The organism is Paenibacillus sp. A3 (assembly GCF_001399685.1).
Taxonomy (GTDB): Bacteria; Bacillota; Bacilli; order Paenibacillales; family NBRC-103111; genus Paenibacillus_G.
Genome location: NZ_JTHN01000029.1, coordinates 103,300 through 125,778, shown reverse-complemented (window position 1 = coordinate 125,778; position 22,479 = coordinate 103,300). Strand labels below are relative to the sequence as shown.

At 50.4% G+C, this 22,479-nt stretch carries 28 protein-coding genes and 2 pseudogenes; 27 read left to right on the top strand and 3 right to left on the bottom strand.

Translation table 11 applies throughout. The features are described 5' to 3' along the window. The 3 genes and pseudogenes from QJ48_RS37325 to QJ48_RS04400 all read left to right on the top strand — a co-directional run. Positions 1-900 (top strand): annotated as a pseudogene (locus QJ48_RS37325) (hypothetical protein); the annotation flags it as partial. After that, positions 897-1,193 carry an EscU/YscU/HrcU family type III secretion system export apparatus switch protein gene (locus tag QJ48_RS04405; protein WP_054972431.1) on the top strand — a complete coding sequence of 99 codons (297 nt, stop codon included), beginning with the start codon at positions 897-899 and terminating at the stop codon, positions 1,191-1,193. The pseudogene QJ48_RS37325 and the gene QJ48_RS04405, both read left to right, overlap by 4 nt. Then, positions 1,190-1,564: a YraN family protein gene (locus tag QJ48_RS04400; RefSeq protein ID WP_157261505.1), complete on the top strand. Its 375-nt coding sequence runs from the start codon at positions 1,190-1,192 to the stop codon at positions 1,562-1,564. The genes QJ48_RS04405 and QJ48_RS04400 overlap by 4 nt, the downstream gene beginning before the upstream one ends. Here the strand turns inward: QJ48_RS04400 and QJ48_RS38490 are convergent. The 3 genes and pseudogenes from QJ48_RS38490 to QJ48_RS04385 form a co-directional block, all read right to left on the bottom strand. After that, on the bottom strand, positions 1,561-1,935 hold the full coding sequence (locus QJ48_RS38490) for a hypothetical protein (protein ID WP_337589614.1): 375 nt from the start codon (positions 1,933-1,935) through the stop codon (positions 1,561-1,563). The two genes, QJ48_RS04400 and QJ48_RS38490, sit on opposite strands and share 4 nt — an antisense overlap. 635 nt (positions 1,936-2,570) lie before the next feature. Beyond that, a pseudogene (locus tag QJ48_RS04390) lies at positions 2,571-3,680 on the bottom strand (recombinase family protein); the annotation flags it as partial. 128 nt (positions 3,681-3,808) lie between these two features. Beyond that, a complete protein-coding gene (locus tag QJ48_RS04385) occupies positions 3,809-4,165 on the bottom strand; it encodes a helix-turn-helix domain-containing protein (protein WP_054972428.1) in 357 nt (118 codons plus the stop codon). A gap of 87 nt (positions 4,166-4,252) precedes the next feature. On the opposite strand from QJ48_RS04385, the gene QJ48_RS04380 reads away from it, so the two are divergent. From QJ48_RS04380 to QJ48_RS04270, 24 genes are all read left to right on the top strand, one after another. Next, positions 4,253-4,453, top strand: a complete 201-nt coding sequence (locus QJ48_RS04380; protein ID WP_054972427.1) for a helix-turn-helix transcriptional regulator — start codon at positions 4,253-4,255, stop codon at positions 4,451-4,453. A gap of 773 nt (positions 4,454-5,226) precedes the next feature. After that, complete coding sequence (gene yyaC / locus QJ48_RS04370; RefSeq protein ID WP_054972425.1) at positions 5,227-5,769, top strand: spore protease YyaC; 543 nt, start codon at positions 5,227-5,229, stop codon at positions 5,767-5,769. A 17-nt stretch (positions 5,770-5,786) separates the two neighbouring features. Beyond that, positions 5,787-6,035 (top strand): AbrB/MazE/SpoVT family DNA-binding domain-containing protein, encoded by a 249-nt coding sequence (locus QJ48_RS04365; protein WP_054972424.1) that lies wholly within the window; start codon positions 5,787-5,789, stop codon positions 6,033-6,035. 277 nt (positions 6,036-6,312) lie between these two features. Further along, positions 6,313-6,642 (top strand): hypothetical protein, encoded by a 330-nt coding sequence (locus tag QJ48_RS35580; RefSeq protein WP_082420333.1) that lies wholly within the window; start codon positions 6,313-6,315, stop codon positions 6,640-6,642. A gap of 1 nt (position 6,643) precedes the next feature. Further along, positions 6,644-7,648 (top strand): hypothetical protein, encoded by a 1,005-nt coding sequence (locus QJ48_RS04355; RefSeq protein WP_054972422.1) that lies wholly within the window; start codon positions 6,644-6,646, stop codon positions 7,646-7,648. Beyond that, a complete protein-coding gene (locus QJ48_RS04350) occupies positions 7,648-8,847 on the top strand; it encodes a metallophosphoesterase (RefSeq protein WP_054972421.1) in 1,200 nt (399 codons plus the stop codon). The genes QJ48_RS04355 and QJ48_RS04350 overlap by 1 nt, the downstream gene beginning before the upstream one ends. Beyond that, the gene (locus tag QJ48_RS04345) at positions 8,844-9,164 is read left to right on the top strand and encodes a VVA0879 family protein (RefSeq protein ID WP_054972420.1); all 321 of its coding nucleotides are present in this window, start codon (positions 8,844-8,846) and stop codon (positions 9,162-9,164) included. The genes QJ48_RS04350 and QJ48_RS04345 overlap by 4 nt, the downstream gene beginning before the upstream one ends. Further along, positions 9,161-11,695 carry an AAA family ATPase gene (locus QJ48_RS04340; RefSeq protein WP_054972419.1) on the top strand — a complete coding sequence of 845 codons (2,535 nt, stop codon included), beginning with the start codon at positions 9,161-9,163 and terminating at the stop codon, positions 11,693-11,695. The genes QJ48_RS04345 and QJ48_RS04340 overlap by 4 nt, the downstream gene beginning before the upstream one ends. A 252-nt stretch (positions 11,696-11,947) precedes the next feature. Beyond that, a complete protein-coding gene (locus QJ48_RS38000) occupies positions 11,948-12,916 on the top strand; it encodes a hypothetical protein (RefSeq protein WP_054972418.1) in 969 nt (322 codons plus the stop codon). Then, positions 12,894-13,325, top strand: coding sequence for a replicative helicase loader/inhibitor (locus QJ48_RS04330; protein ID WP_054972417.1), 432 nt, complete (start codon positions 12,894-12,896; stop codon positions 13,323-13,325). The genes QJ48_RS38000 and QJ48_RS04330 overlap by 23 nt, the downstream gene beginning before the upstream one ends. After that, positions 13,282-14,688 (top strand): replicative DNA helicase, encoded by a 1,407-nt coding sequence (gene dnaB, locus QJ48_RS04325; RefSeq protein WP_054972416.1) that lies wholly within the window; start codon positions 13,282-13,284, stop codon positions 14,686-14,688. Before QJ48_RS04330 ends, dnaB begins: the two co-directional genes overlap by 44 nt. 8 nt (positions 14,689-14,696) lie before the next feature. Continuing rightward, entirely contained in the window at positions 14,697-14,918 is a 222-nt protein-coding gene (locus QJ48_RS04320) for a hypothetical protein (protein WP_054972415.1), read from the top strand. Positions 14,919-14,979: 61 nt separating this feature from the next. Continuing rightward, positions 14,980-15,405 (top strand): RusA family crossover junction endodeoxyribonuclease, encoded by a 426-nt coding sequence (locus tag QJ48_RS04315; protein ID WP_054972414.1) that lies wholly within the window; start codon positions 14,980-14,982, stop codon positions 15,403-15,405. 5 nt (positions 15,406-15,410) lie between these two features. Next, a complete protein-coding gene (locus tag QJ48_RS37995) occupies positions 15,411-16,382 on the top strand; it encodes a hypothetical protein (protein WP_063858012.1) in 972 nt (323 codons plus the stop codon). 25 nt (positions 16,383-16,407) lie between these two features. Then, positions 16,408-16,557: a hypothetical protein gene (locus tag QJ48_RS37990; RefSeq protein ID WP_193394394.1), complete on the top strand. Its 150-nt coding sequence runs from the start codon at positions 16,408-16,410 to the stop codon at positions 16,555-16,557. A gap of 12 nt (positions 16,558-16,569) precedes the next feature. Next, positions 16,570-16,728, top strand: a complete 159-nt coding sequence (locus tag QJ48_RS37985) for a DUF6906 family protein (protein WP_193394393.1) — start codon at positions 16,570-16,572, stop codon at positions 16,726-16,728. 120 nt (positions 16,729-16,848) lie between these two features. After that, positions 16,849-17,529, top strand: coding sequence for a hypothetical protein (locus QJ48_RS04305; protein WP_054972413.1), 681 nt, complete (start codon positions 16,849-16,851; stop codon positions 17,527-17,529). Positions 17,530-17,552: 23 nt separating this feature from the next. Next, positions 17,553-19,586, top strand: a complete 2,034-nt coding sequence (locus QJ48_RS04300; RefSeq protein WP_054972412.1) for a DNA cytosine methyltransferase — start codon at positions 17,553-17,555, stop codon at positions 19,584-19,586. A 13-nt stretch (positions 19,587-19,599) separates the two neighbouring features. Further along, positions 19,600-19,971 (top strand): hypothetical protein, encoded by a 372-nt coding sequence (locus QJ48_RS04295; RefSeq protein ID WP_054972411.1) that lies wholly within the window; start codon positions 19,600-19,602, stop codon positions 19,969-19,971. A gap of 6 nt (positions 19,972-19,977) precedes the next feature. Then, positions 19,978-20,628 carry a hypothetical protein gene (locus QJ48_RS04290; protein WP_054972410.1) on the top strand — a complete coding sequence of 217 codons (651 nt, stop codon included), beginning with the start codon at positions 19,978-19,980 and terminating at the stop codon, positions 20,626-20,628. Between the two features lie 16 nt (positions 20,629-20,644). Then, positions 20,645-21,082 (top strand): XF1762 family protein, encoded by a 438-nt coding sequence (locus QJ48_RS04285; protein WP_054972409.1) that lies wholly within the window; start codon positions 20,645-20,647, stop codon positions 21,080-21,082. Positions 21,083-21,097: 15 nt separating this feature from the next. After that, complete coding sequence (locus QJ48_RS04280) at positions 21,098-21,577, top strand: YopX family protein (RefSeq protein ID WP_054972408.1); 480 nt, start codon at positions 21,098-21,100, stop codon at positions 21,575-21,577. Further along, positions 21,570-21,983, top strand: a complete 414-nt coding sequence (locus QJ48_RS04275; RefSeq protein ID WP_054972407.1) for a BC1872 family protein — start codon at positions 21,570-21,572, stop codon at positions 21,981-21,983. Before QJ48_RS04280 ends, QJ48_RS04275 begins: the two co-directional genes overlap by 8 nt. Next, complete coding sequence (locus QJ48_RS04270) at positions 21,980-22,363, top strand: hypothetical protein (protein ID WP_157261504.1); 384 nt, start codon at positions 21,980-21,982, stop codon at positions 22,361-22,363. Before QJ48_RS04275 ends, QJ48_RS04270 begins: the two co-directional genes overlap by 4 nt. Positions 22,364-22,479 lie beyond the last annotated feature (116 nt).

The window sequence follows — 22,479 nt, the reverse complement described above, 5'->3', positions numbered from 1 at the left end:
GGAGCGCAGGCAGCGGCGCAGCCGGGAGCGGGCGCAGGCGCGGGAGCGCAAGCAGCGGCGCAGCCGGGAGCGGGCGCAGGCGCGGGAGCGCAAGCAGCGGCGCAGCCGGGAGCGGGCGCAGGCGCGGGAGCGCAAACAGCGGAGCAGCCGGTACAAACGCCGCAAGAAGGCGGCAACTTGATCGGGCGCCTTATGAAGACGCTTGGCATCGAACATGAGCATCAGGCGATGAAGCTGCTGGAGCGGAGTATGCCTGATGCTCCGCAGTCGGGTTTGTCTCACGCATCAGCCGGTGCGCAAGCCGACTTTGCCAAATCGGCGGACACGCTCAAAAGTATGCTGATGCAGCTGTCACAGGCTTCCGATGCTCCGCAAGGCTTGAAGGACGCCGCTCAGCAAGCGGTGCAGCAAATTACCGGACAGCAGCTCATGTTAAGCGCCGACCGGAATGCGATGCTTTCTCATCTCACGCTGTTTGTGCCGATCATGCATGCAGGCGGCGAACAGACGGCCGCGGTTCATATTCAATCGCGCAAAGGCAAAAACGGCAGCCTGGACGCCAGCAACTGTCGGCTTGTGTTCGATCTGCACATGAAAATGCTTGGAGATACCATGGTTGACGTGCAGGTCGTAAACGGCATTGTCAGCCTGCATGTTCATAACGATTCGCCCTTTACGCAGGAGCTGCTGGAAGCGCACAAAGAAGAGATTGCGTCCGGACTTGCGTCCATCGGCTATCAATTTATATCGATGAAATACAGTCCGTATCCGACGAAAGCCGTTCAGGAGGGCAATGAAGCCGTTGCGGCTTTTGCCGAGACCCTTAACCATCCCGGGGCTGGCCGGCTGTCGAACGCATACTCGCAAAAACCGTATAAGGGAATGGACATTCGGATATGAAGGAGAAACCAGTCGGGTTAAAAAAAGCGGTGGCCCTAAAGTACGCCCCCGAAATGTCGGATGCCCCGAAGGTTATCGCTAAAGGGAAGGGCAGAGTCGCCGAGCAAATTATGGAGAAAGCCAAGGAAAGCGGCGTTCCGATTCAGGAAGACGCCTCCCTGGTCGAAGTATTGTCCAAGCTTGACTTGGATCAAGAGATACCGCCGGAGCTTTATAAACTGGTCGCCGAGGTGCTTAGTTATATTTATCGTTCGGATCAACGGGCCAAAGAATGGAGGAGCGATGTCCGATGAAGGAGACCCGGCTCAGCCGCAAGGAGCTCGGAGCCCTTGGCGAAGCGGCGGCGGCCGATCATTTGCAGGGGCAAGGATTGAAGCTTCGGGCCCGAAACTGGCGCTGCCGGACCGGCGAAATCGACTTGATTGCCGAGGATCGCGAGATCTTGGTTTTTATCGAGGTACGGACCCGCAGCATAGGCGGGACCTTCGGTACACCGCAGGAGTCGGTCAATACGCGCAAGCAGCGGCAGGTGATGGAGACCGCTCAAGTATACATGCATATGCAGCGGCTCCAGGACAAGCAGGTCCGTTTCGACGTGATCTCGATCCAAACGGACCCGACAGGCGCCGTCCGGGAGCTCGAGCATATCCGCAACGCTTTTTAACCGAAAAGCGTATGCGGATTTATTTTTTTATCGAGCACCCGGTACTGCAGCGCCTCGGCCACATGATCTGCCCGGATCTCGGACTGCCCCTCCAGATCGGCGATCGTACGCGCGATTTTCAGAATCCGGTCATGCGCGCGCACGCTCAAACCGAGCGCCGCAAAAGACCGCTCCAGCAGCTGCGCGGAGGGAGGGTCCAGTATCACATGCTCCCTCAGCTTTTTGCCGTTAAGCTCGCTATTAAACATGATGCCTGACTCAGCGTAACGGCGCTTTTGGATTTCATGCGCCCGCTCCACGGCGGCGCGCATTTCGGCAGACGACAAAGGCTGCTGCGGCCCGCGTAGGTCCTTATACTCGATTCTCGGCACTTCGACGTGCAGATCGATCCGGTCCAAGAGCGGCCCGGAAATTTTCGCGCGATAATGCGATATTTTAAGCGGACTGCATACGCAGCTTTGCTGATCGCTCGCCGCCCCCCAATACCCGCACGGACAACCGTGCGATTAACAACCTTGGATTTATTGAATGTGTAGCGGGCATTTACTCTTGCTGTTTTTCTGTTACCTTCTTCACTTAATAAGGTGTGCACGATGATTTCTTTTACCAATACTCGTACTATTTCTCTTTTTATTTCAAAAGAAGGCTCACCATTTCGAATTTTTTCCCTCAAATCAAGTAACAGTGTCTCCGCTGTATCAAATGTCCTGGAAATATTATTCTCTGATTTTATTAACTGGTCCAGCTCGGTTAATCTTATCTCCAACATACTTTTTTCATTGGCGATTTGCTGAAGCTGAGACTCTACATCAACGGCACTTATAATTCTTTTTCGAAATAGACCCAGTATGTCTTGTTTCTCGCTATCCTTATCATTTAACGATTTGACGACTTTCTGTTTTTCCGACTGGTAAGCGTCTTTCATTGATTTTTTGTTTTCCACTCCCTTGGCTAACTCATGTAGGGCCTCTCCCGGATTGTTAATGAAACTCAAACATTCGCTCCACGCCAAGTTCTCAATCCATTCTGCCGGAATGTTCTTTGCAGTGCATTTCCCCTGCAGCGGCCCTTTGTAGGCTGTCTTGCCGCCGCATACATAATAGGATTTGTTTTTATACGCTGTTCCATGATAAGTTAGCCCGCAAGCTCCACACTTAATTAACCCGCGAAGAAGATATTGTCTCTTTGCATTTTTTAAGGCTTCCAATTGGTTATCTCGAAGGAATTGTTGAGAGGTGTTCCATATCTCTTCAGTTACAATTGCAGGGACTTTACGTTCAATAAGTTCTCGCTTCTTTTTGGTTCGCTTACCGTAGATATGCAGGCCTTTATATGTCGTGCTGATAATAATATTTCTGACCCTTCCCGGGGTCCAGACGCCGGCTGTTTTTTCTTTTCGTTTTCCTCGTTTCACTTTACGACCATCTTTTACGTATGCAGGAGGGATGGACAAAGCGTTTAAATAGTCGGCAATTTTTATTGTTGAATATTTTTGTTCAGAAATGAGAAAATATATAAGTCGAATAACGGATGCTTCAGTCATGTCTTCTCTTCCTGGAATTAACTCTTCACTAACCTCAAGGTATCCCTCGGAATTTACACGATAGCCATAGGGAACTATCCCCCCAAGCCACTTTCCCTTGCGAGCAGCTCGGTTCGCGCCATGCCACATTATTTCAAGGGTAGTATCCCGATCTAGTTCGGCCTGTCCCGCCAAGACTGTTATGATGAATCTTCCAACAGGAGTGCCGGTATCAAAAGGTTCAGTCATGCTTCGAATCATTACTCCATACTGCTCCAGCTGGTACACTGCATCAAGTGTTACCCTTGCTTTTCTTCCAAGCCGTTTCATATTAAAAATCAAAAGGAGTTTTACTTTTCCTGCCTGCGCATTTTCAATAAGACGCTTTCCATCCGGTCTGTCTTGCAAGGGGATAGTACCAGTGATACCATCATCTTTATACCATTCACGAATGGTCAATTTATGAAGATCGCAATATTTTGTAGCAAATTCAATTTGATTTTCAATTGTTTCTCGCTCTTGTTGGTCTTCTGACGAAACCCTTACATAAACATCGACTTCAGTCACCGATAGTATCCCTTCTTCTGTGAACATTGAATTATCAGATCTTACAACCATTTCAATTCAACCCCTTATTATGGGAATATATGTTCGGTTTTTGTATAAAAAAAACCCTAAGAGAGATCGCAATTTACTACTCGCATACACGATCAGACCTCGGATTAATTCTTGTTATTATTATTCTGCCTGGCCTCCCAAAATATAGCCTCCATAAAACCTTGGATTTTTGCTATATCTTCTTGAGTCATTGGTATACCGTCAAACATTATTTCTGCCTGTTCTAGGAACTTTTTAAGGTCTTTAATATCCCTGGATGTTTTGCTCGATTCCCCTAAAAGAAAATCAGTGGAAGTCCCAAGGATATTTGCGATTGATTGTAGGTATTCGCTCGAAATTGTGATTCTGTTATTTTCCATATGAGCATAATTTGCGCGGCCCATACCAAGCTTCTCAGCCATTTCACTTTGAGTGAGATTTTTCCTTTTACGTAGCTCTTTAATTCTGTCGCCAGTTTGCACAAAAAACACTCCTTAAAGTGATATCAAAATTATCTTGACGATATTGTCACTATCATTTATAATCTAATTCAACAGGAGGTGATAAGCATGAAAAGAGAACTCCTCAGAAAGTGCCGAGAAGATCAAAAATTAACAAGACCGGAAGCTGCTCCAAAGCTTGGTATTTCTGTTATTCACTTAAGAAAACTAGAGGCTGGTGATACTAATCCTAGCGCACCACTTATGCTAAAAATGAGCAAGTTTTACAATAAAACACCGGAGGAGCTATTCCCCGATGTTGTAAAGTGACAAAGGATCAATATTTTGAGCTTGTAATTGCTGCTGACAATAGTAATTATAAGGTAATTAAAGTGATATTGTCAATATCACTTGATAGGGGAAGTATATTTTTTTTATCTATAATGATATTTTGGTTATCTATATGATAATTTAAATATCAATATTCTTTAAGAACACCTAAGAAGGGCGGTTATTATAGATGCGCTCTAAACTACCAACAAACGCCAAATCACCGATTGGCATTGGTTACAACGCCGAATACCAACCGGATATGAGCAGGATGGTGAAGGCGTTAAAAATAGTTCTTGGAAAGGGGGTGAACCACACTGGAAAGAGGATCGAATGCAGCATACGTCAGCCTGACTAAGCAACTGATCGAGATAGGCATTGCAGCAGAGTCGGATGAATTGCTTGAAAGACTCGGGAATTATTTCGTTTATTTTAAAGTTTTAGATCGCTACGGTATTACGTTTGAACAATTCATCGCGAAATGGAGGGCGGGTACATGGGAAGCGTATCTCGCAGGAACTACGATTTCAAAGCGGCTCGGCAGCGACGCGAACAATTGGTCGCAATGTACCGATCAGGGCGTCGGAAGAATCCGGACGACCCGGAATGGGGCTGGGGTCTTGTGGCTCTCATAGAGGAAATAGACCGCGAGATCGACGAAGCGCACGCCAAAAGAGCCGCCGGCCAGGGCGACTCTTCGGAGAAACAGTTTGGAAATGTACTTACCCCAATCATACCAGCTTGGGGAACTCGGAGCAAGGGGGCGGGAGAGGATGCAGACGACTGATCAACTGATCGGTGCCATTGCTCAGACGATTCCCGTGCATGTGCCGGCGAACAAATTTGTATTCTTCTGTGTCGGGACGGACCGTTCTACCGGGGACTCGTTTGGTCCTATTGTAGGGACCTTTCTCGAAGAAGCTGGTTACAAGGTGATAGGAACGCTCGAGAACCCTGCTCATGCAGAAAACATAAGGGAGCGAATCAATGAAATACCGCCAGAAAGTGTCGTCATTGGGATAGATGCTTGTCTTGGCATGCACTCTTCGATTGGGAATATCCGCGTTGATAGCGGTCCGGTAAGGCCAGGTGCAGGTTTAGGTAAAGAATTACCTCCGGTAGGGGATTACCATATTACTGGTATTGTGAACGAAGGCGGATTTATGGACCAATTTGTCCTGCAAAACACCCGGTTGAGCCTGGTCATGGATATGGCAAAAAAAATCGTTTCTGCTATACGAACGGCGATTCCTATTTTTGAGGGGATCAAAGAGGTAGCAGCGGCCATAGAGCCCGCTGGCCATTCAAAAAACTAATATTGGAGGAAATGAAAATGAAAAAAGCAACGGGCATCGTAAGAAAGGTTGATGAGTTGGGGCGTGTAGTTATTCCAATAGAATTGCGCCGTACTTTAGGCATTGGCGAGAAAGACGCTTTAGAAATCTTTGTTAGCGATGAAGAGATCATTTTGCGAAAGTATGCTCCGGGTTGCGTTCTGTGCGGTTCGACAGATATCACAGACACAATCCATGAAAAACCGATTTGCGGCGAATGCAAATCTGAACTGGTTACTCGGGTTTGACCTTATCTGGCGAGGGCCCGCTGCGGCGGACCTTCGGAGATGCGGTCAAGCATCAAAAAGAAGGAGAGGAGAAGTGCCATGGGAGACATTGCCGAAAAGATTCTCGAAGGCCTGTTGTGCGAAGTTTGTGGTGCCTATGTGGATGGCGACCAGCCGGGCTATCCCCGTAAATGTGAAGATTGTGAAGACGAAAAATGACCCTCTGCCAAGGGTCACTGAACAAAAACAACTTGCCTTCATTCTAACATGGCTTAGTGGAGGCGACAAGGAGGACGTTATGGATAGACAATCAATTATTAGCAAATTGCTGGCTTTGCCCGCCAAAATTGCGGCAGAGGAGGATAACGTTTTACAGGCACACGCAAATTTGATCGAGGCTAAGGGGATTTTGCAACAAAAAGAAGACTCATTATTGCTTGGCAATATTATCGACGGTAAGAATGCCGAGATTAGAGCTGCTCAAATGCGCGAATATACCGAAGACGAAAGGAAGCATCTGATCGAGGCTGAGCTAAATTTAAAAAACGCGGTTGCTCGGTTGGAACGTTATCGAGACGAATTTAGAGCACTTCGCTCAGTGGCCGAGCTGCTGAAAGGAGTTGCGTGATTTGACTGAAATGCAAATACTGCCCTCGCCCTCCGGTGGAAACACCGGGGGAGGAGCAATTGTTGATCTGGAGTTCGGCAGCGCGGCCGATCTTAGAAAGAAGTTGGACGCAATGAAGCAAAAGCTGAACCTGACCAAAGAATTTTTCCGAGAGGTCATGCAAGAGGGTGTCGATTACGGCATTATACCGGGAACCGATAAGCCGACACTTTACAAGGCAGGCGCCGAAGGACTCTGCGAGTTTTATAATCTCGCCCCAACGATTGCGGGCAAGGTCGAGGATAAGAGCCATGAGTCTGGCTATTATGCTGTTGACATTACGATCCGATTGATCCATCGCAATACCGGTTCCATTATCGCTGAGGGTGTCGGCCATGCGAACACGTATGAAAACCGATATCGCTGGCGTTGGGTCTCGGAACGTGATCTACCAAGAGGGATTGATCCTACTGATTTGGTCAGTAAAGATTTCGGTAAAAACGGTAGCTCGTGGATAAAGTACCGCATGGAGAATGATGACATGCACTCTATTTGGAACACGGTTCTCAAAATGGCCAAGAAACGCGCGCTTGTTGATGCCGTCTTGTCTGCAACTCGCTCCAGCGGCATCTTTGCTCAGACGCAGGAAGAGTTGAACGCATATCTGCACGGGGAAGATCCAGATGCAGATCCAGAAGGGCGTTTGGTCACACCACCGCCAAGGCAAAATAGGCAAAAAAGCAGCAGTCGCTCAGCTCAAGGAAACGGAACCGTACGCTCCGGCGGTAGTCAGGCAAACAGCAGCGATAAAAACCGCGCCTTCGAGTTGGCAAAACAAATGAATGGAGGCAACATGGATTGGAATTGGCTTGGCGATCGGGCTTCTGAGGCGCTGGGACGTAATATCCAAAAGGTTGTTTCCGACGTTCAAGCGGCGGAATGGCGCGCTGTGGTGGAGTATCTCGAACAGTACGGGCAACAGGACGAAGGTAGTTTTGATTATGATGACCTTCCGGAGGACTTGTGATGAAAATAGCGCATGTTGCGGATAGTCATTGGGGCTTCGGTTATCCGGGACCAACGCCGGCATCCCGGTTTGACGACATTACCCGCGTTATGGATTGGGTGGCTAGCCGGATCATCGATGAAGGCTGCGAACTGGTCCTATTCGCTGGTGATGCCTTCAAGGATGCCCGCGTGTACATCGACCGGGCAACGGTGGAGATACAGGCATTCGTCTCCTGGCTCCGTCGATTATCCAATGCTGGCATCGAGATCATCGTGATCAGCGGCACACCGTCGCACGACGCGATCAGCGCCTATCATCTCATTCGGGAGATGCAGATTCCACGGGTTCAGATATTCACGGAGCCCGGGGTCGTGTCTTTGCCTGTAGTCGACTCGGTAGGCATAACTTGTCTCCCCGGCATGAACCGGTCGTCGTTCGCCCTCCGGGATGACTTTGCCGGGCTTCCACCACACGAATTCCACGCAAAGATGACGGACGAAATTACGGCCACTTGCCGAAATCTTCGAACTCAAGTCGGCGGAGCCTCTGCCATCCTCATGTCCCATCTAACCTATGATCTGGCTGAAACCGGCTTTGAAGATGCGCTGATGCAAAATGAGCCGATTCTGACGGACGAGGCTGCGCGGATGTTCGACTTGGTATGCCTTGGGCATATTCACCGCCCGCAGCGCGCCGGCAGGAACGTATTCTATTCTGGCGCTCCTGAGCGGCACAATTTTGGCGACGAGCGGACGACGCCAGGCTTCTGGATTCATGAAATTTCTCCAGCCCCGACGCTGGTTGCAGGCTCAACATTTATCGGAACACCAGCCCGCTGCTTTAAAACCATCGACTGGTGCGACATGGACGTGGCCGCATGGCTTGACGGTCAGTTGGACTCCTTCGCCGACGTCCGGAACGCGATTATCCGGGTTCGGTACACCTGCAGTGAGGAGTTGCAGAAGCGTTTTGATCGGCGCGCGCTTGAAAAAGCGCTATACGACGCCGGCGCGTTCTTCGTTGCGGAGATCCGGGCGGAGGTCGAGCGATCGGAACGAATCCGAGATGCAGAAGTGACAGAAGGGTTGAATCCACTAACAGCGTTGGCGGCATGGGGTACGAATCAGGGTTGCGGGTCCGCCGAGATCGGCGTGCTGCAAGCGATGACGACGGAACTACTGGATTACAGGGATATGAATAAGGGGGCGGGCAAATGATTAAACAAACGCTGGCAGAGTGGAAAAAGGAAGCGCAGGATCGATTCGGCGAAAAAACTTCCGAATGGAAGTTTCGGTGCTCTCGTTGCGGCAACGACCAATCAGCAAGTGAATTTGTGGAAGCCGGAATCAAGCCAGAGGATGCGATAAGCATGGTCTATCAAGAATGCATCGGTCGTCATGGAGCTAAAGAGGTGGGTTGCGATTGGGCGGCTTTCGGATTACTTGGGACGCTGGGCAAAGGCCGGATAGTTTTTACCCCGGACGGCAGAGAAGTCGAGGTTTTTGACTTTGCTCCAGTGGAGGTCACTCAATGATCCCATTGCGATTAATCATCTCTAACTTCCGTGCGATCGAACATGCCGACATTGATCTGTCGGCGGTCACATTGGCGGCGATCGCAGGACGTAACGGCGCCGGCAAGTCGTCTGCCTTTACATTAGCGCCTCGCTTCGCCCTGTTTGGCGATGTAGTAGACGGCGTAAGCCTAGACGATCTTGTCCGACGCGGCACGACTGAAATGTCCGTCACATTTGAGTTTGAACATCAAGGCAGCGCGTATCGAGCGATCCGGACGCGGTCGACGAAAGGCAAGGGTAAATCGACGCTAGAACTGCAACAGCGCGTTGGCAGCCAGTGGGAGAGTCGGTCGGCCGAGAAGATCGTCGACACCGAGTCGGTCATTCGTAATCTGCTCAATCTGGATGACGAAACGTTTACGGCCAGCTCTATGATTTTGCAAGGCCAGGCTAACGCTTTCACCGGCGCGACGGCTGGCAAGCGGAAGGAGATCCTTTCGCAAATCCTTGGCCTTAACGTTTACGAGGAGTTGCAGGAGCGCGCCCGGCAGCGGGCCGCTTCTCTCAACATTGAGATCGAGAAGGCGAAGGACAGAATGCTGACGCTGAACGAACGCCTGATCGCCCTCCCTGTGAAGGAAGATGATTTGCGGATGGCCGAGGACCAACACTGCGTAACGCTGGAGATGATCGCGAAGGACGAGGCGTCCATTAAAACGCTTGAGGCTCGAATCAATGACCTAAAGGTCAAGTCCGAACGCATCGGACTGATTAACCGTGACCTTGGAACACTGGATGACGAGATCGCTTCACTGGAAAGGGAGCGGTCGGAGCAATCAGGTCGTCTTGAACGAGCGGAGAAGATTCTTGCGAATGAAGCAACTATCAAGACTAAAACCGCCGAACTGGAACAGATCAAACAGCGGCTGGCGAAACTGGAAGCCCGGCAACCTGAGGTTGAACGTCTGCGGCGTGATCTGGCCGAGACGGAAGCAGATCTGTTTCGGCTGGATGAAGACATGCTCAAAACATCTAATCACATCTTGATACTGCACCAGCAACTTGCTGGGCGGGAGACACTTCGGCAGCGGGCCTCCGAATATGAGCAGGAGTCTGGACGGTTACTGTCCTTCGAAAATAAGGCGGACCAGTGGAACTTGCTGGCAGCCGAACTGAGGACGATCGATACACAGCGAGACCGGGAGGAGGCACGGCTGCGGCTTGAGGAGCAGCGCATTAGCGACAAGATCTCCGAGCTCATGCAGCAGGAGGCGCACATTCATGACAGCGGCTGCCTACCGACGTGCAAGTTCCAGCAGGCGGCGGCCACAGCAGTTGCAGAACTGCCGGAATTGCGGCGGCGGTTGGCTGAACTCGACAGATCGGAGTTTCATCGGCTTGCAGCAGTCATTGCCGAGAAGCAAGTTGAGCAGCAAGTGATTGGATATGATCCAGAGGCACACCGCGCCTGCAAGGGCAGGGTGGAAGAATTGCGTCAGGCGGCGAACGCCTACGCTCAGCTTTCCGGCAAGGATGAGTTGTATCAGCAACTGGAACAACAGCATCTTGATCAGCAGGTGCGGAAGACGTCCGGGGAGGTTCGACGGAATGACTTGCAACAGCAACTGAATGACCTCGAAGCCGCACTGGCTCCGCTGCCAGACCTGATGTCGCAGGCATCCGACTTGCAGCGTTGGGCCAAACTGATGGACGAGATCGGCGCGGCCTGGGAAGCCAAACAGAACGCCGAAGAGCGAATAGCAGCCATCGGACAGGAGATCATTACGAAGCAAATCCGGCGGGATGAACTGGATAAGGAAAGAACAGGTCTGGTTTTGGAAACGCTGGAATACGATTCGCTACAACGCGAGCTAAAACTATCGCAATATGCATTGCAGGAGTCGCGTCGGCAACTCGCCGTTTTGGCCGAGCAGATTGGCGGCATCAAGGCGGTGCTGGCCGCACTTGACGCCGATCGCCAGGAGCGTGAACGGTTGGCGGCCGAGATAGAACCAAAAGCGTTGCGTTGGACGCGGTACCAGACGTTGATCAAGGCATTCGGCCGAGACGGTATCCCTGCTTTGATAATCGAGAACGCTGTCCCGCAACTCGAACGCATCGCCAACGAGATCCTCGGCCAAATGAGCAAGGGTAAGCATTACGTTCGCTTCGAGACACAGCGCGAGCTCAAGTCCCGCGATGGTGTCGCCGAAACGCTCGACATCTTGATCGGGGACTGGACTGCGGAGCGACCGTATGAGACGTTCAGTGGAGGTGAGCAACTTCGTATTGACTATGCGATCCGTTTTGCACTGGCCGAACTACTTGCTCAGCGTGCCGGGAGCAAAGTCGAATGGCTAACGATCGATGAGGGTCTGGGTAGCCAAGATGCTGAGCACCGCGCGCTTGTACTGGAAAGTATCAAAGCGGTAGCCGGACGGTTCCGTAGGGTACTTGTCATCACACATATTGAAGATGCGTTATCTGCCTTTGATCAAGTGGTTCGGTTTGAAAATACGGATGGAGGAATAGAGGTCCATGTCGCCTGATCGATTCTATGACGATTATGGTATTCCACTTGCTATTTCCGGAGTGTCAGAGCGTATTTGGTCGTTATACGAAAATGATCGAGCGGCGTTCAATAGAGAGGTAAAATATCACTTCTCATTGGGGATGCCGAATTGGACCCCGGTCAAGGTTAGTTATCGTCAACGAATCATCTGGCTACGGGATGACAGGGGACGGTGACAGAATGCGGCTGAAGTCTCCAGAGGTATTATATCAATTTAGGGGATGAGTGCATGCCAGAAAGCTATCCATTCCCGATGTACTCCGGTTTGCTGGAGCCAGAGCACTATAAGCGAATAGGCAGCGCAATATGGCTCTTTTTGTGGTGTGTCAGTTCCACGACCAAGGACATTGAGAAGGATGGCGTTACCTGGGGCATTGTCCTTGGCAACAAGCCAATTAAGCGCGAAGAATTAGCTGCTCAATTTGGCGTGGCTGAACGGACAGTGCAGCGCTGGATCGATACTCTGGAATCTGAGGAATATATCAAGATCACCCGGGCTCCTTACGGAATGATTTTTACTGTCAGGAATTCAAAAAAATTCAACGGAAGACTGGACAAAAATGTCCACTCTCCACCCGAAAGACTGGACAAAAATGTCCAGTCAGATCGAACAGAGTGGACAGAAATGTCCAGTCACCGGGACAAAAATGTCCACTCTAATAAAGATATTATAAAGATTTTGATTGATAGATGGATTAATGGCTTGCTTGAAGACGATCAAAAAGAGTTGAGTTCAAGGTCCGGGGTGCTGACGTCCGCTGTGGGTGCCGTCTCCACAGGCCAAATAGACCTTGATAGACCGACAACTGAGCAGAAAGCTCTTCAAATCGAGCAGTATTACATGTCGCGTAAAGAAGTTTTGAATCCCGTGGCTGCCGATTGGAAACACTTATGCGAAGTTGCGAACGAGGATATTCCGCTAGACCTCGTATACTTTTTTATCGACCTTGCATTTGCCCGCAAAAAGGCAACAAGGAAGCGTCTATCTGATCAAATCCGTTTATTCTCTTACTGTAAAACCGTTATCTTAAACTGCTGGGATGAACTAAAAGATTTCCTTGAGAATTATCACGCTTCAAGCGATGCCGAGAAAAACAAGACAGGAAAAAACACTAGGTCTAAGCAAGAAAAACAATTTGATGTACTCGATCAGTTTATCCGGGAGGAGAAAGAGCGTGGACAGGGCGGAAATTGCTGAACTCCTGATTAAAATAAAACGTCGGTATCCTTCCTATCAGGTGCCGGAGAATGCTGAGCAACTACGGGGCTTATTGGATGACCTACTTGGTGATTTGAAAGACGTTCCGTTTGAAAGAGCCGAAAAAAATCTTCACCGCCATGTTCAGTCTGGGAATCGTTTTGCTCCTACGATTGCTGAACTTGTCCAGCCGTTGGAGCCTGAGGTGTCTGAACAGGAACGATATTACACCAGCATGCGGCAGGCAGGCCAAGAGTATCTTGAGAAAGTCTCTGAGATGGAGCAGACCGCATCTCCGCCGCCGGAAGAGGTTAGGCGGATCATGAGGCTGCCGGCAGCCGAGCGATGGGAGGCATTGAAAAAATATGCTGACAGGAAGCGACATGAACGGGATACCGCGAGAACTTGAGCCTGAAATTGCTGTGTTAGGTGCAATCATTCTCGAACCTGATGCCATTGTTTCGGTGTCCGCGATCCTAATACCCGAAGACTTCAACATTCCGAGAAACCGGGTTATATACGAGTCAATGCTCGAATTATACGACTCAGAAGGTCAGCCCATTGATTTAATGACCCTTGGGAAACACCTAGAGCGCAGAAAACAGCTAGAATATGTCGGCATCAGTTACCTATCGAGCCTTGCTAATACAGTACCGACAGCGGCAAACGTGGAGTATTACGCCCAGATGGTGCTGAGTGACTCTTTAGAGCGGAAGACCAGGGCTGAAATGGTTCGCATTTCCTCAGACGGTGAACTGACTGCGGAGGAGATGACACAACAGGCGCAGGACTTGGCTGGGGAAATCGCAGCTAGATCGGCTAGTAACAAAGGCGGTCTAAAGCCGTTAAAACAAGCGCTCATCAATGTTTTTGAACAAATTGAACATAGTTATTTGAATCCAAATGGTGGAAATGTAACCGGCATCCCGACGGGATACCCCGATTTGGACAAGATGACATCCGGGCTTCACCGGGGCGATTATATAGTCGTTGGCGCGCGTCCATCCGTGGGGAAAACCGCCTTTGCTCTCAATATCGCCTCAAGTGCGGGCGAGTCGACGGGCGAATCGATCGCTGTGTTCAGCCTCGAAATGGGTATTGAATCACTCGCTAAACGTATGATTTCCGCTAAGGGGAATGTTGATGCGAGTCGGATGCGGACCGGAAGGCTTGAGTCGTCGGATTGGGAAAACGTAACAATGGCTATCGGTAAGCTTTCAGAAGCCAACATTTTTATCGATGATTCCCCCTCACTCAACGTCAACGAGATCCGTGCACGTTGCCGGCAACTCAAAAAGGAAACAGGGAGTCTGGGTCTGATTTTAATCGACTACCTCCAACTAATTGCGGGTGTTGGTCGCACAGAAAACCGGCAGCAGGAGATTGCGAAGATTTCCCGGACCCTCAAACAAATTGCTCGGGAATTAGATGTACCGGTCATTGCACTTTCACAACTCAGCCGGGGCGTAGAGCAGCGGCAGGACAAGCGACCGATGATGTCTGACCTTCGGGAATCCGGTTCGATCGAGCAGGACGCCGATATCGTGGCGTTCCTGTACCGGGACGACTATTACGACAAGGAATCCGAGAAGAAGAACATCATTGAGATTATTATTGCCAAGCAGCGGAACGGCCCAGTCGGGACGGTGGAGTTGGCCTTCCTTAAGAACTATAACAAGTTTGTCGATCTGGACAGATCACATCATGAATCGCAGCAGCCAAAACAACCTGAGAAAAAACGTCAAAATCCCGAAAGACGCCGGTGGGCATAGGGGCGCAGATGAAAAAGAATCGTTGGCACGTATATGAATGGCTCAAGCAATCATTTATGTTTTCGGGTCAAGTCCCGACTATTGCTCAGGTTCGCAAGAAATTCGCAAAATCTGTTGATCCTGAAGAGTTGGTAGAGGGGATTATAGAGTTTGTTCTGACTGTGCAATTGCCGATACGCGAATACGATCATCGCAGAGAGAAAACAAGATCAAGAAGGCAGGGCGCATAAGAATGTATCGTGTGATGCCGGCGAGCTGCTTCAACAAAAAATCGATTTGAGAGGTATTGTTATGATCCAATTTACGGTTTACGGTGAGCCTGTCGCTCAGGGACGGCCTCGATTTAGTAATGCCGGCGGATTCACCCGAGCGTATGATCCGCAGAAGTCTCGGGATTACAAAGATTACGTCCGATTGGCAGCCAGAGAGTATGCCCCGAGCACTCCACTATCGGGAGCTCTGGGAATTGCCGTGACTGCGTATCGGCCAATACCGAAAAGTTTCAGCAAAAAGAAGGCAGAAGAGGCGGAGAATGGCCTGATCATCCCCACAACAAAGCCGGATGCCGACAACTATCTGAAAGGCGTCAAAGACGCTCTGAAAGGTTTGATGTGGCATGACGATAGCCAGGTGGCTGATGCATTCGTAAGCAAACGGTACAGTTTCCGTCCGCGCATCCATGTAAAAATCATACAACTAACAATGAAAGGGTCGTGAAAAACATGAGTTATGTAAATTTCAACGGTACAGTCAAAAAGGCAAATCTTAAACCGGGCGGCGATGTGGAAATTGTTTTGATCGTTTCGGGAAGTGACCTGCGAGGAAAACTTGAAAGCTTGCATCGCATGATTGACTGCAAAGTAGATGCATCGCTTGATTCTCAAGTTGTGACTTACAACGTTCAAATAAACGCCAAAACTGAAAAACCGATCGTTAACTACAGAGTTGATGAAAAGGGCGTTGTCAGCGAAGTGAAGCCCGAAGGCGAGCAGTTGACGGCAGACCAAGCATTGGGGTTAAGACCTGAAAAGGTAGAAATCAAAGATAAGCCAACAGAGGTTGAGCGTTATGTCATCGATGATTTTATCCTTTCTGGATTGGCACCATCATTTGAAGAGTTACCATACGATTTTTATTCGATCACCAAACGTCTCTCCGAGGGCGATACTTACCTTAAAATGGCCACGGAAGCAGGAATGTCTAGCGGTTTGTTCGTGGAAAAGGTAGATGAATATCGCAAGCGTATCGCACCTCTCGCGCAAAAATGGGATGAATGGCGGAAAGGGAAGGTTTCCAGCAATGAAACCACGCCGGACAAGGATGCTAAGGAGATTGGGGAAACAATCACACCAAAAGAGGTCGAATCTACATCAGGTAATAGCAATAAGGACGAAACCGTTATTCCTGGGTGGGCCAAAAATGAAGAAATTACATTCGAGGATGACAAGTCAGAAGAAGGCATGAATGGCGAAATCGACGACTCTACTCTCGAAGAATACATTTTAAATAATAATCCGGTCTTTGAAGATACCAAGTACGATTTCCCCGGTATTTTAAAACGCAAGAAGTCCGGTGAGTCCTGGGTGGATATCGCACGAAGTTTAAAAATCCCTTCCACAGCTTTAAACGCTGCTTGGACCAAGTATAAGAAACTCGTAAAAGAAAGAATGTCGGATCAGAGTGGGGCAGCGTAAGCTGCTCCTCCATATAGGAGGATTTATGTTACCAGCGGAGATCGAGCATCATTTACTAGCGCTTGCGGATCATGAGCAGTTGGTGGTTTGGATCGGTGATCGTCCGTTCCTCATTCAGCCGGCTACGGATTCGGATGTTGAGCGGATTAATAAAGGATATTTTTGCATGGATTAGGGAGGTAGGACCATGAAACAGGGGACGCGGCCGACACGCCGCCAGAAAATTGCAATCAAAGAGGCCGGCCTAATCTTGGAAAACTGGCTTGTTGAACGAGACACCCCTAAGGAGATGGTTGTCGTTCACAAATACACCAACGAGCAGAGAAGAATCTCAAAAGGGATCTGAACATGCAGATTCTACTCGATATATTGGCAGGCTTATGGATGGTTGAGATCGTTTGGGTGTTACGAGGATACATGAGCGAGTGCCGAAAATCACGAAATGAGTGCAAAGGAGCGAATAACGATGACGAGAACCGTGGTGCCGAAAGTTGATAAACAACGAGAAGCAGCTTCGAGAGGTTCAGGAAAGGTAAAGGTTTACAAATTAAGTGAAGAAGAATTAGCGCAATATAAAGTTTCTGATCCAAAAAATCCTGCAACACCAACCCCAGGTAAAACATCGGTACCAGAACAAACAACCAAAAAAGGCAAGGCTAACGAAAGCGTACCCCGAAAGGAAGCGACAAAGAAAGATCATTTGGTGCCAGAAACTATAGCTCTCGGGAAAGCACGCCAGGAGCTCGCACATCTTCACGAGGACATTGAACGCTTGTCTCAAGAGCGCGACGCGCTTCAAGCAGAACGCGATGAACTATACTGGGCTTCGAATATGCAGCCGGCTAATTTACATCTAATCATTCCTACTATTGAGGGAGATTATCTTCCTACCGAACAAAGAATTGCACTTTACGCTACGATTGAGTCTTTCGAGCGGGTAGTCGAATCTAGTGATTTGGACGTTGAACAAGCGACTGCCGAATTATTCGAGATCTTCCAGACGTTCATTAGCCTCATCCATGCAAAACTGCAAATCTTAATGCCTGGCTCCGACGAAACGACTCCCCATGTAGTTAATTTTTTCCGACATCACAACATGCTTCATAACCAAAAAATTGCTGACAGGCGCCGGAGTTCTGATACTTGAATGGCCCAGGGGAGATGAAACGGATGTATCAAAACGTCCTATATAAAACAGCAGCCGTTTTATTTGGGGGTATCGGTGGCGAGTCGGCCGGACTAATTCGTTCACAAGTCGAATACGGCGGGAAGGTTTATCGTTTTAAACTCCTTTGTTCCATTGATAGTGATCCGGTCGCATGCAAGAATCATGATCTGATCACTGGAGAGAAGACGGCGGTCGTGATGGACTTGTTCCGGCGCTGGCAATACGTAGCGTGGCATGGTCATGAACCGCCGGAAGACTGGGGGGAAGTAACTCCATGGGAGATCTGGGTGGCGTTTAGATATCAAGTTCCGTTCTTCTTATTCACCTCGCCACCCTGCAAGGGGCTGAGTGGGTTGCTCCCAAATGAAAAAGCGGAGTCAGACAAATACCAAGCCCTGAATTTTCTGACCGTCAGCGGTCTTGAACTAGCACTCCAAGCGTGTGAGGAGTACGGCGGGTCCGTTCCGGCTATTATCCAACTCGAAAACGTGCCAAGAATCAACACGCGGGGAAAGCCGCTGCTGAAGCAAATCAAGAAGCTTCTAAAGAAATACGGTTATGCAGTAAGTATACGTGCGGATCATAATCTCGGGGAGATCGGCGGGCTTGGGCAGAATCGTGTTCGCTTCCTTATTCTTGCACGTCACGAGGCGCAGATACCCAATTTTGTTTACTACCCTGAGAAAAAACCATTGCGAACGATCGGTGACATAATCGGTCCACTGCCAACTCCTGGCGATACGGTGGCGGGCGGCCCGCTGCATCGACTGCCGAAGCTCCAGTGGAAAACGTGGATGCGGCTCGCGCTTATCCCCGCTGGCGGCGATTGGCGAGATCTGAACAAGGTTGACTACGAAAACTTGCGCGTAATCCATGAACCTCGGCGCGGGGCGTACGAGGTGGCTGATTGGAACGAAAGCAGCAGGGCGGTAACCAGCACGGCCGGCCCCGGACGGAGTAATGGGGTAACAGCGGTGTCGGACCCCCGTTTGCAGATCGGCAGCGACGGCAAGACGAATCTGCTACGGGTACAGCCGGCTGACAGCCCCGCAGTCTGTGTCACAGGTGCAACGGGACCCAGTCAAGGTGCAGCGTGCGTTTCCGATCCCAAGCTGCAGGAGCGCACAAGCCGCCATCCGGCAGCCTATCGTATCGTAAGCGCGGACGAGGTTGCGCCTTGTGTCACTGGTACCCGATTGGGTAGTGGAGCGATTGCGGTTGCTGATCCGCGCGTCAATACAAAACTACATCCGGACAGCTATGGAGTGCAGGGTTGGAATGAATCGGCAAAAACTGTCCGTTCGGCAAATCGCATCATGCAGGCGGCAGGTAGCATCAGCGATCCACGCATTGCTGATCGCCCCGGACGCTATACGGACAAATTCAGGGTACAGGCGGCCGACGAACCTGCTGCCACGGTGACAGGTGTCACGGACGTCCAAAGCGGCGGACAACTCGTCGCAGACCCGCGTTTGAATCAGCAATACCACAACGGAACGTATAGGGTGAGCGAATGGGAGGCTGCATCCCCCACTATCACGACCGGAAGCGTTTCTGCTGGCAGCGGCAAGATTATCGGGGACCCGCGTATCACCGGAGCGCCAAGGGCCGATACCATGGGTGTGCAAGATTGGGAGCAGCCTGCCAAGACCGTTACCGGTAGCCTGGACGTTCACGCCGGACCTGCCGCCGTGGCCGATCCCCGACCCGTTCCCGCGGACAATGAGGCGGGCGTTTGGATGATCATAGCTCAGGACGGAACATGGCACCGGCCATTGACCACATACGAGCTCGCCATGCTACAGAGTTTTTCGACCCATCTTCCAGACGGCCGGCCGTTTCAGCTTGAGGGATGCAGTGATGCCAAAGCTCGGGAGTACATTGGAAATGCAGTTCCTTGCAAGGCTGCCGAACAGATGGGGAACGTGATTTTGATGGCGGCTGCTCAGGCAGAGGCCGGGGAATTCTTCACTTTAAGTTGGGACCCGGTATGGGTGTCGCCGGAAGAAAAGCAACAACCGGCGTTGATTCATTGAGGAGGCGCGATCCATGGGGCGTAACCTCGCGAACGAGTGGAATCCGGCCCCCAAACCGCAGTATGGGCGCTCCAAGAAGACAGCGAAAGAGCGCGGGCGCATCACCAAGGAAGTGTACGACGAGGCCGCACACCGCGCACAGGGACGTTGCGAATGGTGCGGGTGGGCTGCGGGGAGCGTTGATCAAACGGGGCGCAGATGGGGCTTAGAAGCAGCTCATTTGATCCGTAGGCGGAATTGCGACGAAACGACGGCTCAAGACATAGCGATGCTCTGCGGTCCGTCCACAAACACGGGGACCTGCCATAACAAGGTAGATTACACCCGGGACGGTAGGCAATGGGCCGCAAATTATAGGCAGGCATTAAAGAAACGGAAAGGATGATACCGGGTGAAACGGATCATTTATGTCGCAGGTGTAAACCGCAAGCATCTGGCTGCGGCGGCTTCTTCCATACCATATTGGCTACTTTCGGCTACCCTTCTTCGAAAATATCCGACGTGGCTTGCTCAGCATATGCCGAACAGGACGGTGCTTTGGGACCCGGGGACGTTCTCGGAAGACGCAATCAGCTATCAGGGGTACCGTGACTATTTGGACAGATATGCACGTTCCAAGGACCAGTATTTCCAGTATGACGAGATTGGAGATTCGGAAGCAACTGCTTGGTATCTCAAGGATATGCGAAAGCGCGGATATGAGCCTATCCCTATCTTGCAGGGCGACGCATTTCATCTTCTTCATACCGAGCGCATGATCGGCATAGGTGGTTTGGTTCGAATGCGGGATGACGAACGGCGCCGATATTTGGATGAAATTTTTTACGACCACAGGCCAACAGCACGGGTACACATGCTTGGCATGATCAGGCACGAATGGTTCGCACCATATGAGGCGGCAGTACAGGGCGACAACACGAGTTGGATTCCCCGAGCTGACTGGAATCGACGTAAATCGGTCGAGCAATGGCTCAAGGAATACGGCGAACAGTGGATTCCGTTCGTACCGCGTGAGTTTATGCAGGGAGCTATTGGATTGTAAAGGAGGGGATAGACCGGTGCTAAGCCTACAGCCAATTACATTTGCCGAGGCGTCCGAGTTTGTCCGGCAGTACCATAGGCATCATGTTCCGCCGCAGGGGCATAAATTCAGTATCGCTGTGGCTGACGAGTATCGTGTTGTCGGCGTGATCATAGTAGGCAGGCCGGTTGCCCGGTATCTGGACAACGGTCGCACGCTGGAAGTCACACGCTGCTGCACGGACGGCACGCCTAATGCGGCCTCGATGCTATACGGCGCTGCTTGGCGGGCGGCAAAGGCCCTTGGATATCGTCGAATCATTACGTATACGCTGGTACATGAGCCGGGCACCAGCTTGCGGGCGGCGGGGTGGAAGTCTTTGTACCAAACTCCGGGGAAAAGCTGGAGCGTACCGAGTAGGCCGAGATTGGACCGTCATCCACTCGGGCAAAAAACAATATGGGAAATGATGTAGGGAGGAATGGAACGGATGAGATACAAGTTTCAAGCGTGGATTGAAGCCGAAAAGAAAATGGTCCAGGTGGCCCAAATAGATTTGCTCGATCGGAGTATTGGCTACTACGATGTGTCTCAATGCAAAGAGGATGCCGAGATTTTTGACTTCATCAGAAATAAATCCCCAAATGCTGATTGCCCCTTTGAGCGGTGCAAATTGCGGCAATACACCGGCCTCCGAGACATCAAGAGAACGGAAGAATACCCGAACGGGCAGGAGATATACGAGGGAGATGTAGTGAAGGCGCGCGAGCAAAGTAATATGGCGACTTTCACTGGTTATGTACATTTTCTAAATGGTCAATACTGGGTGAACTACATCGGATATGAAAGCTATTATGTCCCATTGATCCAACTTGTTAACGCAGTGTATGAGCCAATCGAAGTCATCGGCAACATCTACGATAACCCGGAACTACTCCAAAAGGTAGAGGAGGTCGAAAGCCATGAATGAACAACAGATACGGGATATGAAGCCAGGTCCGGAGATGGACCGGCTGATTGCAAAAACATTGTATAACGCAAGACCGTGCGGCCTCGAAGGGCGTGAGGATATGTTCATCATCATTGGAGACTTTGGCCCAAATGATGCTAGACCTTTCTTGGGTGGGTGGTATGACAGGCATTGGAGTACTACCGAGGAAAAAGCTTGGGAAAGCATACCGAAGTATTCCATTGATATATCCGCAGCATGGGAAATATTCGTTAAATTCGATATGCCAATTCTGAAAAAGTGGTTTGATCAGGATGATACCGATTGGTACACATGCAGAATCGGAACCATCATTATATCCGCACGAACTGCCCCCGAAGCCATATGTAAGGCCGCTCTCCTCGCGATCGGGGGTGCCGAATCGTGATGGAGCATGATGTCAGAAGCATGCAGCCGGGGCCGGAACTGGACCGGCAGATAGACGAAGTTCTATTCGGACGTACGTTTACGGAATTCCCCCGGGGGTTCTGCTACCACAATGGAAGAGGCTGGAGGGAAGCTGCGCCATATTCCACCACATGGGAAGGCATGGGACTGGTCGTCGAGGAGATGCAACGGCGCGGATTAGATGTTCATATCGACTTTGTAACATTCGGGCGTAACAAATTAGTCGATTGCGCAATAATCAGAAATGGGTTAGAAATGGCGCACCTTTCGATGATGCCGAATGCTCCGCACGCTGTTGCCATGGCCGCTCTATTAGCTCTATTAGCTCTCCTAGCCTTGAGAGGAGGGGAACAGGGGTGAAGCAACTCAAGGAATGCCCGCATTGCGGCTCCGATGAAGGGTACTACGAAAGTACACGGTGAGCGGCAACGCAATATACCGTCACAAATTCGACGGAGGAGAAGCGGAAAACGGAG